The 16,251-nt window shown below is 62.9% G+C and carries 13 protein-coding genes; 6 read left to right on the top strand and 7 right to left on the bottom strand.

Translation table 11 applies throughout. The features are described from left to right. Window positions 1-3 precede the first annotated feature (3 nt). From DKW65_RS13970 to DKW65_RS13950, 5 genes are read right to left on the bottom strand one after another with little or no spacing between them, the layout of a single operon-like run. Window positions 4-2,109 carry a type IV pilus secretin PilQ gene (locus tag DKW65_RS13970; protein ID WP_111658040.1) on the bottom strand — a complete coding sequence of 702 codons (2,106 nt, stop codon included), beginning with the start codon at window positions 2,107-2,109 and terminating at the stop codon, window positions 4-6. A 19-nt stretch (window positions 2,110-2,128) separates the two neighbouring features. Then, window positions 2,129-2,674, bottom strand: coding sequence for a pilus assembly protein PilP (locus DKW65_RS13965; RefSeq protein ID WP_111658039.1), 546 nt, complete (start codon window positions 2,672-2,674; stop codon window positions 2,129-2,131). A gap of 12 nt (window positions 2,675-2,686) precedes the next feature. Then, window positions 2,687-3,361, bottom strand: a complete 675-nt coding sequence (locus tag DKW65_RS13960; protein WP_111658038.1) for a type IV pilus inner membrane component PilO — start codon at window positions 3,359-3,361, stop codon at window positions 2,687-2,689. Continuing rightward, complete coding sequence (locus tag DKW65_RS13955; RefSeq protein ID WP_111658037.1) at window positions 3,358-3,927, bottom strand: PilN domain-containing protein; 570 nt, start codon at window positions 3,925-3,927, stop codon at window positions 3,358-3,360. The genes DKW65_RS13960 and DKW65_RS13955 overlap by 4 nt, the downstream gene beginning before the upstream one ends. Continuing rightward, window positions 3,924-4,991 carry a pilus assembly protein PilM gene (locus DKW65_RS13950; protein ID WP_111658036.1) on the bottom strand — a complete coding sequence of 356 codons (1,068 nt, stop codon included), beginning with the start codon at window positions 4,989-4,991 and terminating at the stop codon, window positions 3,924-3,926. Before DKW65_RS13950 ends, DKW65_RS13955 begins: the two co-directional genes overlap by 4 nt. Before the next feature lie 184 nt (window positions 4,992-5,175). Here DKW65_RS13950 and DKW65_RS13945 point away from each other — a divergent pair, with 184 nt between their 5' ends. Then, entirely contained in the window at window positions 5,176-7,752 is a 2,577-nt protein-coding gene (locus DKW65_RS13945) for a penicillin-binding protein 1A (protein WP_211315813.1), read from the top strand. Window positions 7,753-7,832: 80 nt separating this feature from the next. On the opposite strand, the gene DKW65_RS13940 is transcribed toward DKW65_RS13945, so the two are convergent. Together DKW65_RS13940 and rpmE are read right to left on the bottom strand one after the other, a co-directional pair. Next, complete coding sequence (locus tag DKW65_RS13940) at window positions 7,833-9,107, bottom strand: malic enzyme-like NAD(P)-binding protein (RefSeq protein ID WP_111658035.1); 1,275 nt, start codon at window positions 9,105-9,107, stop codon at window positions 7,833-7,835. Between the two features lie 128 nt (window positions 9,108-9,235). Further along, entirely contained in the window at window positions 9,236-9,457 is a 222-nt protein-coding gene (rpmE, locus tag DKW65_RS13935) for a 50S ribosomal protein L31 (protein WP_111658034.1), read from the bottom strand. Between the two features lie 157 nt (window positions 9,458-9,614). Between rpmE and DKW65_RS13930 the strand changes: the two genes are divergently transcribed. From DKW65_RS13930 to hslU, 5 genes are all read left to right on the top strand, one after another. Further along, window positions 9,615-11,810: a primosomal protein N' gene (locus DKW65_RS13930; RefSeq protein WP_111658033.1), complete on the top strand. Its 2,196-nt coding sequence runs from the start codon at window positions 9,615-9,617 to the stop codon at window positions 11,808-11,810. 64 nt (window positions 11,811-11,874) lie between these two features. Then, window positions 11,875-13,620, top strand: coding sequence for an arginine--tRNA ligase (gene argS, locus DKW65_RS13925; protein ID WP_111658032.1), 1,746 nt, complete (start codon window positions 11,875-11,877; stop codon window positions 13,618-13,620). Further along, entirely contained in the window at window positions 13,620-14,240 is a 621-nt protein-coding gene (locus DKW65_RS13920) for an SPOR domain-containing protein (RefSeq protein WP_111658031.1), read from the top strand. The genes argS and DKW65_RS13920 overlap by 1 nt, the downstream gene beginning before the upstream one ends. A gap of 118 nt (window positions 14,241-14,358) precedes the next feature. Then, the gene (gene hslV, locus DKW65_RS13915) at window positions 14,359-14,898 is read left to right on the top strand and encodes an ATP-dependent protease subunit HslV (RefSeq protein WP_111658030.1); all 540 of its coding nucleotides are present in this window, start codon (window positions 14,359-14,361) and stop codon (window positions 14,896-14,898) included. 5 nt (window positions 14,899-14,903) lie between these two features. Then, window positions 14,904-16,229 (top strand): ATP-dependent protease ATPase subunit HslU, encoded by a 1,326-nt coding sequence (gene hslU / locus DKW65_RS13910; protein WP_111658029.1) that lies wholly within the window; start codon window positions 14,904-14,906, stop codon window positions 16,227-16,229. Window positions 16,230-16,251: the final 22 nt, after the last annotated feature.

The raw sequence follows: 16,251 nt of genomic DNA, 5'->3' as shown, positions 1-16,251 counted from the left end.
GCCTCAACCACCTGCGAAGGTATCGCGCAGCAGGCGCGGCGTAATGAAGATCAGCAGTTCCTGTTTGTCGTCCGAGCGGAACTCGCGACGGAACAGACGGCCGATCCAGGGCAGATCACCGAGGAACGGCGTCTTGACCACCCCTTCCATGCGCTGTTGCTGGAAGATACCGCCAAGCACCACGGTTTCCCCATCATTCACCAGCACGGTGGTCTCCACACGGTTGGTGTTGATGCTGGGAATCCCCGCAATAACTTCACCCACTGAGTCATTGTTGATCTTCAGCTCCATGATGATGCGGCCATCCGGGGTGATACGCGGGGTCACCTCCAGTCGGAGTTCGGCATCAACAAAGGACACGGCCGTCGCGCCACTGGACGTCGCTTCCTGATAACCGATCTGGTTACCCGACGCGATCAGGGCCGGCTGCTGATCTGCGGTCAGCACCTTGGGCGTAGCCACCAGTTCGCCATAACCCTCGGCAGCCAGCGCTGAAAGCTCCAACTCCAGAATACCGGCAGCCAGATCAACAAAGCCAAGCGTGAAACGCGTCGCCTGAGGATCCGTTACCCCCAGATCCACCACCAGTTCCTGCGGCGTTTCAATCTCGATATCGTCCGCATTGAACACGCCCACACCGAAGTTCAGGGCATTCTGGGCACGACCGGTGCCAACGAAAGCACGCCCGTCCCGCGCCAGACGACCCCCTTCAAAGGCCAGACCGCCCCAACGCACACCCAGCTCATTGGTCAGATCGGACGTTGCGATCACCACGCGCGCCTCGATCAGCACCTGCTGAACCGCAATATCCAGGGTGCTGATCACTTCCCGGATCTCGTCCAGCTTGCGATCGGTATCCTGAATAATCAGGGTATTGGTTCGCTCGTCCACAGTAATGGAGCCGCGCGCTGACAGCAGCGACCCTTCGGTCTTGATCAGTTTCTCCATATCGGAGGCGCGCGCATAGTTGATCCGCACATACTCGGTGCGCAGCGGCGACAGAGACTCGATCTGACGCTGGCTTTCCAGTTCAAGCTGCTCACGCGCTGCAATTTCATCAGCGGGCGCCACCAGCAACACATTGCCGATCTGTCGCTTGTCCAGACCTTTGGTTTTCAGGATCAGATCAAGCGCCTGATCCCACGGCACATTCTGCAGACGCAACGTGATGCGCCCGGTGACGGTATCAGAAGCCACCAGGTTGAGGCTGGTAAAGTCAGCGATCAGCTGCAATACCGAGCGCACTTCAATATCCTGGAAATTCAGGGAAAGCTGCTCGCCCGTGTACTCGAAGGCATCACGACGCCGACGGGATTCCTCGGCCTCCGTCACAGGTTTCACACTGATACTGAATTCCCGGTCCGCCTGATAGGCGAGATATTCCCAGTTGCCCCGTGCCTCCACCGTGATGACCGCCGTTTCACCTTCCTGGCGCGCATCAACATACTGCACCGGGGTCGCGAAATCCGTCACATCGAGACGGCGACGCAGCTCCTCCGGGAGACGCGCGCCAACAAACCGGGCCACAATGCGGTTCCCTTCTTCCTTGATATCCACCGGGGTAGACGCACGGGAGAGGTTGACCACAATACGGCCATCGCCATCACTGCCCCGACGGAAATCAATCTGCCCCAGGCGGCTTTCACGCGCGTCGCGAACCGCTTCCGGGCGCGCGGCGTCATCAAACACGGCCTGCTCTGCATCGCCAACCCCCAACCGCACGACCAGATCATTACCATCCACGACGGTCGTATAACCGGTCAGCTGTGCCAGATTGATGATCAGCCGGGTGCGATCACGTGCCTCGACAACCGTAACACTGCGCGCATTACCCATGCCGAGGTTGAAGTTGCGTTCGCTGAGACCACTGCTGGTTTCCATCAGGTCCAGCGCAATCCGCGCAGGACGCTCAATGCTGTAACTGTGATTCTCTGGTGGCGCACCATCAAAGCTGAGGCGCACCTCCACCCGGTTCCCCGGAAGGCTGGTATAGCTGAGATCCTGGAGCGTGGCGGCAGACGCTGCAGCCGAGGCCAGGGCAGCCATCGCGGACAACGCCACGGCAGCGACCATCCGTCCAGTTATTATTGTTTCGCGCAAGCTTTTCATCACGGCTTCCCCAGCATCTTTATTCCGAGAGCGAAATGGCACGTGGGCGCTCGACCCAGCCATCGTGCCCATCCGGTACGATTTCAATCAGTCCCACTCGTGTCTCGGTCACCGAGATCACGCGTCCGAAGTTCCTGCCCATATGGTTGCCGATGCGCACCCGATTCACGGCGCCACTCGGGTCTTCCATAAGTGCTTCCAATTCCTGGCCAGGGCGCGTGATGGTACCCACCATACGCAAGGCATCCAGGCTATAGCGTTCCAGATACTCACGAGGCCGCGTCATATCAGGCTCTACCTGCCGCCCCTGAGGTGCGGTCATCTGGGATTCATCCACCGGCGGCGAGAACGGCGAGCGCAGCTGGTGCGCCGCATACGAAAAGGTCGCAATCGGCTTGAATTCCGGTGGCGGCTCGATACGCCCCCTCGGTCGCGCCTTGATTTCCGCAATTCGCGCATCCAGTTCGGCGATATTGGCCCCACTGCTGCAGCCAGCCAATCCGGTGGCCGTTGCAACAACCAGAATCAGCGGCGCCAGGCTGTGGAGCAGAGATCTTGTCTTCATCGTCCGTCCCCCTTAGCGTCGCCGACGTTGATTAGCTGGCCGCTGCGGCTGCGGAGGCGGCGGCGGACGGGATGCATAGCGGTACGTTCTGGCAGTGATGTTCATCGTCAGCAGACGCTCTCCATCACCACGTTGCGCGGGCACAATGGTGAAGTCATGCAACGTCACAATGCGCGGCAGACCTGCCACCCCACTGACGAAAGCGCCAAAACCATGGTAGTCGCCCCGTACAGATATCTGGATGGGCAACTCGGCATAGAACTCACGCTCGGTCTCCGATGCCAGTTCGATACGATCAAACTCCAGACCACTGCCCAGTCCGGTATGGGTGATATCTTCCAGCAGTCCGGGCACCTCGGTTTCGCGCGGCAACTGCTGAAGCAACGAGCCGAACGTTTCCTCCATCTCTGCCAGCTGATCACGATACTGGTCGAGATGGTGAGCCCGATGCGCCTTCTGCTCCAACTGCTGCATCAGAGTCGATTCCTGCCGTTCGGCACGCTCCAGCTGGTTGTTCAGGTCGGTAATGCTGAACATGTACCCCAGAACCATCACCACCACGAAAACAATCACGGCGGCGCCGATCTTGACCGGCATCGGCCAGGAGCCCACATTCTCCATGTCCAGGTTCTGGAGCTTTTCGAACATCTCCTGGACATCCAGATTCTTCAACTCATCCATCTTCATTCGGCGCCCTCCGTCTCACTCCGCGGGGTACCCTGGCGCGCGGTCAGGGTGAAACGGTTTGCCTGGGACGAGCCATCCACAGCGGTCACGGTCAGCAGGGTGGGATCCGTAAACCAGGGTGAATCACCCAGGTTGCGCATCAGCCTCGAAATGCGATTGTTGGACTCCGCGATTCCGGTAATGGTGAACAGGTTGCCCACACGACGCACTTCCGTGAAATGCACACCATCAGGCAACTTGCGCACCAACTCGTCGAAGACATAAACAATCGTGGGACGATTACCCTGCAAGTCCTGGATCACGCGCATGCGCTCGATCAACTCGGCACGACGCTGCTCCAGTTCCTGGATCTCGCTGATGCGCTGATCCAGCTCCGTGATTTCTTTCTCGATATGGCGATTGCGGGCATTCTGGTTGGTGATGCTGGACTGCACGGCGCCCTGCCAGGTCCACCAGACAAAGCCCGCCAGCACGGCCGCCACGACCAGCAACAGCACGAACTCCTGCTGACGCTGCTTGCGGCGCACCTCGCGCCAGGGGAGGAGGTTGACGTAGGTTGTTCTCATTCTTCGAAACTCCTCAGCGCGAGGCCACACGCAATCATCAGCGCCGGGGCATCATTGGCGATACCGTTGGCACTGACCTTGCTCGCGAGAGCCATATCCACAAAGGGGTTCGCAACCGAACAACCCGCACCGATCTTGTCCTGCACCAGATCCGGCAATCCGGCAATAGACGCCGACCCACCCGCCAGCAGGATATAGTCCACCTCATTGAACTGGGTGGAGCCATAGAAGAACTGCAGCGAGCGGTTGATCTGCTGGACCACCGCTTCCTTGAACGGCTGCAGCACCTCGGCCTCGTAATCGTCAGGCAGTTCGCCGGTCTTCTTGGCCAGGCCTGCCTCTTCCATCGAGATACCGTAACGGCGCTGGATTTCCTCGGTCAGCTGCTTGCCGCCGAACAACTGCTCACGGGTATAGACGTTACGTCCCCGGTGCAACACGTTGAGGGTCGTCATGGTGGCGCCGATATCGAAGACCGCCACGGTCTCCAGATCGTCCGCGTTCGGCAACTGAGGGTGAACCAGCTGGAAGGCCCGCTCCATGGCATAGGCCTCGACATCCACGCCGCCCGCCTTCAGGCCGCCAATTTCCAGACAATCGACGCGCATCTGTACGTTTTCGGTACGTGATGCCACCAGCAGGACTTCCACCCGGTCGGGATTGTCCTCCACCTGACCCAGCACGCAGAAGTCCATCCGGACCTCGTCCAGCGGGAACGGGATGTACTGGTCAGCCTCAACCTTGAGCTGATTCTCCATCTCGTCTTCGTTCAGGGAGGCGTCCATCTCGATGACCTTGGTGATCACCGCCGAGCCCGCCACCGCGACGGCCGCCGACTTGGTGCCCGGCCGGGCACGAGACACCAGACGAGAGATGGTGTCACCGACACTCTCCACGTCACTGACGTTCTTCTCCACCACGGCGTTGGCCGGCAGGGGCTCCACGCCATAGCTGTCTACCCGGAAACGATCCCCGCTTTTCGACAGCTCCAGCAGCTTCACGGCTGTGGTGCTGATGTCGATCCCCAGGACCCTCTGGGCCTTTTTACTTAGGAAAGGCAGCACTTTCGTTGTCCCGACTGGTTATTATTAAAGTGTTTTCCCAGAAGAAAGATACACTTACAGCGGATTCATGTCTAACCACTTTAGAATCAAGTAATAACAGAAAGGCTGTTAGATCACAACAGCCATTCCGACGTATAATGACGCGCTTCACGGACCACTAGCCGATTACCTGCCAGAGCTCCCTATGCTGTTGAAAAAAACCTGGTTCCGACTTCTCCTGGCCCTGATCCTGCTGGGCGCCAGCGGCGTCACCCTGGTCATGACCGCAAGCTTCCTGTATCTGGGGCCGCAATTGCCCCCCGCCGCCCAGCTGCGGGAGGTCACCTTCCAGATACCGCTGCGGGTCTACAGCCGCGATGGCGACCTGATCGGCGAATACGGCGAACAGCGACGTACCCCGATCGCGTACGAGGATATTCCGAAGACCTTCGTAGATGCCATCACTTCTGCTGAGGATGAGCGATTCTTCCGCCATAACGGTGTGGATTTGAAAGGTCTGACACGCGCCGCCACAGAACTGGTGCGCTATCGCGAAATCCGCTCGGGCGGCTCCACCATCACCATGCAGGTGGCACGCAACTTCTTCCTCTCTCTCGATCAGACTTTTCTTAGAAAATTCAATGAGATAGTACTCGCCCTGCAGATCGAGAACGTGCTCGCCAAGGAAGAAATCCTGGAGCTGTACGTCAACAAGATCTACCTGGGCCACCGCGCCTACGGTATCGAGGCCGCCGCCCGCGTCTATTATGGCAAGCCCCTGGCCGAGCTCGACCTGGCCCAGATGGCCATGATCGCCGGTCTGCCCAAGGCCCCGTCGGCCTACAACCCGCTCAGCAACCCGCAGCGCGCCATGATCCGCCGCAACTGGATTCTCGACCGGATGCTGGAACGGGGTGTCATTACCGAGGAAGAACACGCCACGGCCCGGAACGCCAACATCACCGCCCGCTACCACGGCTCCCGACCCCAGGTGGAAGGCTCCTATATCGCGGAGATGGCCCGCCAGGATGCCTTGCTGCGCTTTGGCCCGCGTATCTACACGGACGGTTTCCGCATCGTCACCACGCTGGACAGCACCATGCAGAAAGCCGCCGTCAGCAGCCTGCGCCACAGCCTGCACGCTTACGATGAGCGCCATGGCTGGCGCGGTGCCGAGGCACGCATCGAGGTGAGCGGCCTGCCGACACTGCCCAGCGCCATCAGCGAGGTCGACGCCGATGCCGCCGACATCGGCAGTGACAGTGCCGACGAGCCCCCCCAGGCGGTGAACCTGGCCGGCATCCCCACCAGCGTCGCCGAGTGGGCCCGCACCCTGCGCGGCTACCGCCGCATCGGTGATCTGGAGCCCGCCGTGGTGGCAGAGGTCCTGGACGACAAGGTGCGCCTGGTGCTGCCGGTCGGCCAGGTGGCCTCGCTGCCCTGGGCCCAGATGCAATGGGCGCGTCCTTATATCAACGCCAACGCCGTGGGCAATGCCCCGCAGAAGCCCGCTGACGTGCTCCGGCCAGGCGATGTCGTGCGCCTGCGACCGGTGCAGGATGACGACGGGCAGAATGTCTGGCGCCTGGCCCAGCTGCCTGCAGCCCAGGCCGCGCTGGTGGCCGTAGACCCGGACACCGGCGCCATTCGCGCGCTGCAGGGCGGCTACAGCTTTGCCCAGTCCAACTACAACCGGGCCCTGCAGGCTGAGCGCCAGGCGGGCTCGGCGTTCAAACCGTTCGTCTATGCGGCGGGCATCGAACACGGCATCACTGCAGCCACCCTGATCAACGATGCCCCCATCGTCTTCCAGGACAACCAGCTGGAAGCCGCCTGGCGGCCGACCGGGGCCAGCAATCGCTTCTACGGCCCGACGCGCGTGCGCGAGGCGCTGTATCGCTCCCTGAACCTGGTCTCCATTCGCCTGCTGCAACAAGTCGGCATCGGGAACACCATGGCCTCCCTGAACGAGTTTGGTCTGCCCACGCGTCGCTTTGCCCGGGACCTGTCGCTTGCTCTGGGCAGTGCCACCCTGACGCCGCTGGAAATGGCCAGCGCCTACGCCGTGTTCGCCAACGGCGGCTACCAGGTACCGCCCTGGTTCATCGAAACCATCGAGAATGACGACGGCGACGTGCTCTGGCAGGCCCCGCGCGTGCAGCGCTGTGATGCTGACGCCTGCGAGGTCGCCCATGAGCGTTTGCCACTGGACAGGGAAGCACTGGCTGACAATGCGATCGCCGATGATGACGACGCCGTGGTGCCAGACGCCCCACCGCTGGTCACCTGGCGGCCACGCACCGTCGACGCACGCACCATCTGGCTGATGGATTCCATCATGAAGGATGTGGTCCAGCGCGGCACCGCCACCCGTGCCCGTGCACTGAACCGCAGCGATCTGGCGGGCAAGACCGGTTCCACCAATGAGCATCTGGACGCCTGGTTCGCCGGCTATGCCCCGGGCCTGGCGGCTATTGCCTGGGTCGGCTTCGACAGCCCGGCGACGCTGGGTAGCGGCGAGTACGGTGGACGGGCAGCACTCCCCATGTGGATCGACTTCATGGCCGAGGCGCTGGTCGAGGTGCCGGAGCGCAGCCTGCCACAACCGCCCGGGATCGTATCGGCCCGCATTAACCCGGAAAACGGACGCCGCGCCCGTCCGGGGGCCACCAACGCCATTTTCGAGTACTTCCGCGAGGAAGACCTGCCTGATATGGACGACAGCCCGGCCATGGGCAGTGGCGAGGAAGGCGAGCAGATCGCGCCGGAAGAACTGTTCTGATTCGCCGCTGTTGCAGTCCCGCATAAAAAAACCGCTCAGCAGAGCGGTTTTTTTATGCCTGGAACGGGCAGATCCGTGGCTCAGATCTCCGGGAAGATATCGTCCACGGTTTCCAGCGGGTAATGGGACGGATACCCCTTGCGCGCCACGCCGGTGTCCACCGCCGCACGCGCCACGGCCGCCGATACCGCGCCGAGCAACCGCGGATCGTTCGGCTTGGGAATGATGTAATCCGGGCCGAAAGTGATGGCGTCCCCGCCATAGGCCTTGAGCACGACATCCGGCACCGGCTCTCGCACCAGGCCAGCAATGGCGTGCACCGCCGCCAGCTTCATCTCTTCGTTGATGGCACTGGCTCGCACGTCCAGCGCCCCCCGGAAGATGTAGGGGAAGCCCAGCACATTATTCACCTGATTCGGGTAATCCGAACGGCCAGTGGCAATGATCATATCCTTGCGCACCTGATGCGCCAGCTCCGGACGAATCTCGGGATCCGGGTTGGCCAGGGCGAAGACAATCGGCTTCGGTGCCATCGAGGCGACCATTTCTGCCGTCAGCATGTCCGGGCCCGACACACCGATAAACACATCGGCACCGGCCACAGCATCAGCCAGGGTGCGCTTGTCGGTCTCATTGGCGAAGGCCGCCTTGTACTGGTTCAGATCATCACGACGCGAATGAATCACACCCTTGCGATCCAGCATCAGGATGTTTTCCTTGCGCACCCCCAGCTCGATCATCAATCGGATGGAGGCGACACCGGCAGCGCCGGCGCCAACGCAGACCACGACAATCTCTTCGATCTTCTTGTCCTGCAACGCCAGCGCGTTGATCAGCCCGGCGCAGACCACAATGGCCGTACCGTGCTGGTCATCATGAAACACCGGGATATCACACTGCTCCTTGAGAATGCGCTCGATTTCGAAGCATTCCGGGGCCTTGATGTCTTCCAGGTTGATACCACCAAAGGTGACATGGATACGGCGCACCGTGTCGATGAACGCCTGGGAGCTTTCCGCCTCGACTTCGATATCGAACACATCAATGCCGGCGAAGCGCTTGAACAGGATCCCCTTGCCTTCCATGACCGGCTTCGACGCCAGGGCGCCCAGATCCCCCAACCCCAGAATGGCGGTACCGTCGCTGATCACCGCCACCAGGTTGCCCTTGGAGGTGAAGCGATAGGCCAGCTCCGGCTCGCGCGCAATCTCGCGCACCGGCTCGGCCACGCCCGGGCTGTAGGCCAGGGTAAGGTCGCCACTGGTCTCCGTGGGTTTGGTAATCTCGACACTGATCTTGCCCGGCCGAGGCTTGGCATGATAATCAAGCGCCGCCTGCTTGAACTCATCCGACATGGGTATCTCCACTCGATCCTGCAGCGCGCACCCTGCGCGACAGGCAGGTTATACACGCTGTTCAAGGCCCCATAAACAAGAAAAGCACCCGCCGGGTGCTTTTCGAGCTGCGTTCAGGTACGCGGGAATCAGCCCTTCTTGCGGGAGCTGAGCACACCGAAACGCTGTTTGAACTTGTCGATCTGGCCACCGCTCTCGGCCTGCTTCTGCGTGCCGGTGTAGAAGGGGTGACATTTCGAGCACACGTCCACCAGGAAGTCTTCACAACGGGTGGAACGGGTCTTCATGACATTCCCGCAGCTGCAGGTAATGGTCACGTTCTGGTAATCGGGATGGATCTCTGCTTTCATGGCCTGACTCCGTACAGTGTCGCTACCCGAAGGCCTCTCGGGCACCACACATTGGCTTGCGCCGGGCAAAAGGGAGTGCGAATACTACCAGCTTATCTCCGGCGTGCAACAGGTAAGCGATGACGAGCCTCACCCATAACCCCGCGAGACACTGACCTTGACTGCCCAGACCGTGCTCAGGGTGGCGGTTCCCGTCCCCCTGCGGCAACTTTTCGACTACCTGCCCCCGGCGGGCGCGCTGCCCGCGCCGGGCTGCCGCTGCGAGGTGGACTTCGGCCCGCGACGGCTGGTGGGCGTGGTCTGGGAGGTCGGCCCGGCCAGCCATGACAGCAGCAAAATCCGCCCGGTCCGCCGCATGCTGGACGACACCCCGGTACTGGATGCCGATCTGCGCACCCTGTGCCAGCGCGCCGCCAGCTATTACCAGCACCCGATTGGCGAGGTACTGCAAACCGCCCTGCCGGTGCTGCTGCGCCAGGACCAGAGCGCTGAACGCCCGGGCGAACTGGTCTGGCGCCTGACCGCCCGGGGCCGCTTTGCCGATCCTGCCAGCCTGGCGCGGGCGCCCCGCCAGCAACAGGCGCTGACCATCCTCAGCGAACATCCGGACGGCCTCAGCCGACCGATGCTGACCAGCCTGGGGCTGTCCAGCCCGCCACTCAAGGCACTGGAGAGCAAGGGCTGGGCCGAACTGGTCACCGACACGCCTACCCCGCTGCCCCTGCCCGGCGGCAATCCGCTGGCAGAACCGCATCTGGCCGCCAGCCCGGAACAGGATGCCGCCATCCGCGCCCTGAACAACAGCCAGGGCTTTGCCCCGTTCCTGCTGGATGGCGTCACCGGCAGCGGCAAGACAGAAGTGTACCTGCAAGCCATGGCACAGCAGCTGGCGGCCGGGCGGCAAGTACTGGTGCTGGTGCCCGAGATCGGCCTGACACCGCAGACCATCCGTCGTTTCCGCAGCCGTTTCACCGTGCCGGTCACCGTGCTGCACTCCGGCCTGAGCGACCGCGAGCGGCTGCAGGCCTGGCACGACGCCCGCGAAGGCCGGGCCGGCATCGTGCTCGGCACCCGCTCAGCCATCTTCACCCCGATGCACGCCCCCGGCCTGATCATTGTCGATGAGGCCCACGACACCTCGTTCAAACAGCAGGACGGCTTTCGTTACTCCGCCCGCGACCTGGCCGTATGGCGCGCCCAACTGCTGGACATTCCCGTGGTGCTCGGCACCGCCACCCCGGCCCTGGAAACCCTGTACCAGGCCGAACAGGGCCGCTACCGGCATCTGCGCCTGACGCATCGCGCCGGGCCCGCCCGCCCGCCTGTCATTCATATCGAGGACTGCCGCAGCCTGCGCGCGGACACCCCGCTCAGCCCACGCAGCCTGGAGGCGCTGAAGCAGACCCTCGCCGCCGATCGTCAGGCCCTGGTGTTCATCAACCGGCGCGGCTATGCGCCCATGCTGCTGTGCCAGGACTGCGGCTGGCAGTCTGAGTGCGACCGCTGCGACGCCAACATGACCTGGCACCGCGCGGCGGGCGAGCTGCGCTGCCATCACTGCGATCATCGCCGACGCGTACCCCGGCATTGCCCGCAATGTGGTTCGGCGCACCTGCGCGACATGGGGGCTGGCACGGAGAAACTGGAAGCCCTGCTGGCAAAGGAATTCCCCGACACACGCCTGATCCGCATCGATCGCGACAGCACACGCCGCAAGGGCAGCCTGGATGCCGGGCTGGCCGATATCCGCAAGGGCGGTGCCGCGCTGCTGGTGGGCACCCAGATGCTGGCCAAGGGACATCACTTCGCGCACCTGGATCTGGCGGTAATGCTGGATGCCGACGCCGGTTTCCTGAGCGCTGACTTCCGCGGCCCCGAATACGCCGCCCAACTGATTCTTCAGGTGGCTGGCCGCACCGGCCGCAGCGAACGCGCCGGACGTCTGCTGGTTCAGACCCGGCAACCGGACAACCCCTTGCTGCAACTGCTCAGCCAGGGCGACTACCACCGCTATGCCCGGCAGTTGCTCAGCGAACGCCAGGCCCTGGGCCTGCCACCCTACGGCCACCTGGCCCTGCTGCGCGCCGAAGCCATGGACGCGGGCACCGCCATGACACTGCTCAGCGAAGCCCGCGACACCCTGCCCCTGGACAGCGGCCTGCACCTGCTCGGGCCCGCACCCGCGCCCATGGAGCGACGCCAGGGACGTTATCGGGCACAGTTGCTGCTGATGGCCCCGATGCGCGGCACCCTGCACCGCCAGCTACCGGCGCTGCTCGACGCTCTGGCAAACCACCCGCTGCAACGCAAGTGCCGCTGGCATCTGGACGTCGACCCCGCCGATCTGCTGTAAGCAAAACCGCCTCATCTGGCGTACAATCCGCGCGACATTCCCAGCCAGCACGCTCAGGCCCAGCATGAAAGAACAGATCATTACTCTGGTAGAGCAGGCTCTTGATGCCCTGCGCCAGGCGGGCACCTTGCCTGCGGAGCCCCGTCCTCCGGTTCAGGTGGAGCGCACCCGCGACAAACAGCACGGTGACTTCGCCACCAATATTGCCCTGATGCTGGCCAAGCCCGCCGGGCGCAAGCCGCGCGAGGTGGCCGAAGCGCTGGTGGCCGCCCTGCCTGCCAGCCCGGCCATCAGCAAGGTCGAGATCGCGGGTCCCGGCTTCATCAATTTCTTCCAGGCCGGCGACGTCCTCGGCAGCGCCCTGAAAGCCGCGCTGGCCGACGACCACCTGGGGGTGCCTCAGGCCAATCCGCCCGGCACGGTGGTGGTGGATTACTCGTCGCCCAACCTGGCCAAGGAAATGCACGTCGGCCACCTGCGCTCGACCATCATCGGTGATGCCGTGGCGCGCACGCTGGAGTTTCTCGGCCATCGCGTGATCCGCCAGAACCATGTCGGCGACTGGGGCACCCAGTTCGGCATGCTGCTGGCCTATCTGGAAGAACAGCAGGACCAGGCCGAGTTGTCCGCCGAGCTGTCCGATCTGGAGCAGTTCTACCGCGCCGCCAAACAGCGCTTCGACGACAGCGGGGAGTTTGCCGACCGCGCCCGCTCACTGGTGGTCAAGCTGCAATCCGGTGACGCCCACTGCCTGAAGCTGTGGCACGACTTCAATCAGGTCTCCCTGAGCCATTGTTTCGAGGTCTATGCGCGCCTGGGCGTCAGCCTGACCCCGCAAGACGTGCGCGGCGAAAGCGCCTACAACCCGGATCTGGCGCAGATCGTGGCCCATCTGGACCAGGCGGGCCTGCTGGTGGAAAGCGACGGTGCCCGCTGCGTGTTTCTGGACGAGTTCAAGACGCGGGACGGCCAGCCCCTGCCGGTCATCGTGCAGAAGGCGGATGGCGGCTACCTTTACGCCACCAGCGACCTGGCCGCACTGCGCTATCGCAGCCAGACCTTGCAGGCAGACCGCATCCTGTACTTCGTGGATCAACGCCAGGCCCTGCATTTCCAGCAAGTGTTCGAGGTGGCCCGGCGCGCCGCACTGGTCAAGCCGGGCACCGATCTCGAACACATGGGCTTTGGCACCATGAACGGCCCCGATGGCCGCCCCTTCAAGACGCGCACCGGCGGCACCGTGAAGCTGGTGGATCTGCTCAGCGAAGCGGAAGACCGGGCGCTGGCCCTGGTCAGCGACAAGAACCCCGACCTGGACCAGGATGAACTGGTGGATATCGCCAGCACCGTGGGCATCAGCGCGGTCAAGTATGCCGACCTGAGCAAGCATCGCGGCAGCGATTACATCTTCAATTTCGACCAGATGCTCAGCTTCGACGGCAACACTGCGCCTTATCTGCTGTACGCCTACACCCGTGTGGCCAGCGTGTTCCGCAAGGCAGGCATTGACCCGCATACACTGGATGCGCCGATAATGCTCGAGCAGGAACGCGAGGAAGCACTTGCAAACCAGCTTCTCCAGTTTGCCGAAGTCCTCCAGCAGGTGGCCGACAAAGGTCTGCCCCATCTGCTGTGCAGCTACCTGTATGAACTGGCCGGGCAGTTTTCCGGCTTCTATGAACATTGCCCGATCCTCAGCGCCGAGTCGGAGGCGTTGCGTGACAGCCGCCTGCAACTGGCCTGGCTGACCGCCCGCACCCTGAAACAGGGCCTGGCGCTACTGGGCATCCGCACACTGGAGCGCATGTAATGGCTCGCAAACCTGCTCCCCGCCGCGGCGCCAGCAAAGCTGCCGCCAGCAACCGCCTGGTTCCGGGCTGGGTCTGGCTGTTCACCGGCGTTGTCGCCGGCCTGTTCATTGCCTTCCTGTTCCATCTGGGCCAGGTACAACTGGACGCCGAACGCACACCGCGTGTTGCCGAAGCCCCCAAGGCCGAAGCCGAGCCGCCGAAAGGCAGCGACAGCCGCGGCCCGCGTTTCGACTTCTATGCGGTACTGCCGCAGATGGAAGTGATCATGCCGAAAGGCGACGACGACACCCCGCAACCGGCCCGGCCCTCGCGTGACACCACGCCGCCCGCCGATAACGGCACCGATGACAGCCAGATCGCACACCGTCAGGCCGAGCACTTCCTGCTCCAGGCGGGCAGCTTTCGCCGTTCGGAAGATGCTGACCGGCGCCGCGCAGAGCTGATCATCCAGGGCCTCGATGCCCGGGTGCAGCCTGTCAGCCTGGAATCCGGCGATACCTGGCACCGCGTCATGATCGGCCCCTTCACCAACGCCAACGCCATGCACCGCGTCCAGGACCAGCTGGTGGGCGTCGGCATCGAAACCCTGGCCATCCGCGTGCGCGACCCGGACGCCTGATCCCGCACCCGCCACGCGCCCCACACTATCAACAAGGCCCGGCCACGCCGGGCCTTGAGTTTCCCGCCCGCTCCCCCATATTCCCGGATACCGCCCGAAATCCAAGGAGCTTTCCTGCATGGAACAGTATCGTGGCACCACCATCGTGTCCGTCCGCCGCGGCAATCAGGTCGTGATCGGTGGTGACGGCCAGGTCAGCCTCGGCAACACCGTCATGAAAGGCAATGCCCGCAAGGTACGCCGCCTGCATCACGGCAAGGTCATTGCCGGCTTCGCCGGCGGCACCGCCGATGCCTTCACCCTGTTCGAGCGCTTCGAAGCGCAACTGGACAAACACCAGGGGCAGCTGGTGCGCGCCGCCGTGGAACTGGCCAAGGACTGGCGCACCGATCGCGCCCTGCGCCGCCTGGAAGCCCTGCTGGCCGTGGCCGACAAGGAAAATTCCCTGATCATTACCGGCAACGGCGACGTGATCGAACCGGAGCAGGATCTGATTGCCATCGGTTCCGGCGGCCCCTTCGCCCAGTCCGCCGCCCGCGCCCTGCTGGAAAACACCGAACTGCCCGCCCGGGAGATTGTGGCCAAGAGCCTCGCCATCGCTGGCGATATCTGCATCTACACCAACCACAATCACACCTTCGAAGAATTGTCCTGGTGAACCTTATGTCCGCAATGACACCCCGCGAAATCGTTACCGAGTTGAACCGGCATATTGTCGGGCAGGAAGCCGCCAAGAAAGCTGTGGCGCTGGCCCTGCGCAATCGCTGGCGGCGCATGCAGCTGCCCCTGGAGCTGCGCAATGAAGTCGCACCGAAAAATATTTTGATGATCGGCCCGACCGGTGTCGGCAAGACCGAAATTGCCCGCCGCCTGGCACGCCTGGCCGATGCTCCCTTTATCAAGGTGGAAGCCACCAAGTTTACCGAGGTCGGTTACGTCGGCCGGGATGTGGAATCCATCATTCGTGATCTCGTAGAGATGGGCGTCAAGCTGCTGCGCGAGAAAGAGATGCGCAAGCAGCAGGCCCGCGCCGAGGATGCCGCCGAAGAGCGCCTGCTCGACGCCCTGCTGCCCCCGGCACGCGGCGACCAGCCCACCGACAACAGCACCCGCCAGCTGTTTCGCAAGAAGCTGCGCGAGGGCGAACTCGATGACCGCGAAATCGAGATGGATCTTTCAGCGCAACCGATGGGCGTAGAGATCATGGCGCCGCCGGGCATGGAGGAAATGACCAGCCAGCTGCAGCAGATGTTCTCGCGCATGGGCGGCGCCAAGCGCAAGACCCGCAAGCTGAAGGTGCGTGAGGCACGCCGCCTGGTGCGCGACGAAGAAGCCGCCAAACTGGTCAACGAAGATGAACTGAAAACCCGTGCCGTGGACCTGGTGGAAAACAACGGCATCGTCTTTATCGACGAGATCGACAAGGTGGCCAAGCGCGGCGAAACCAGCGGCACCGATGTCAGCCGCGAAGGCGTTCAGCGTGACCTGTTGCCCCTGATAGAGGGCAGCACTGTCAGCACCAAGTACGGCATGGTCAAAACCGACCATATCCTGTTTATTGCTTCGGGTGCCTTCCACCTGAGCAAGCCTTCGGATCTGATTCCGGAATTGCAGGGCCGCCTGCCGATTCGCGTGGAACTGTCTGCACTCAGCGTCGAAGATTTCGAGTGCATCCTGACGGAGCCGAATGCATCACTGACGGAACAGTACCGTGCCCTGCTGGCCACCGAAGGCCTGAAAGTGGAGTTCACCAAGGACTGCATCCGTCGCATCGCCGAAGTGGCCTGGCAAGTAAACGAGCGGGTGGAAAACATCGGCGCCCGTCGCCTGCATACGGTGCTGGAGAAACTGCTGGAAGAAATCAGCTTCGACGCCGACGACCTGGCCACCCAATACCATGACAAACCGCTGGTACTGGATGCGCAGGCCGTGGATCGCTATCTGGGCGAACTGGCCGCCGACGAGGACCTCAGCCGCTATATTCTTTGAGTCCCTCGCTGGCATTCCCGAC

It is taken from the genome of Isoalcanivorax indicus (genome assembly GCF_003259185.1).
GTDB classification, from domain to species: domain Bacteria; phylum Pseudomonadota; class Gammaproteobacteria; order Pseudomonadales; family Alcanivoracaceae; genus Isoalcanivorax; species Isoalcanivorax indicus.
Note: the sequence above shows the minus strand (reverse complement) of the source record. Positions and strands in the feature narration are given on the sequence as shown.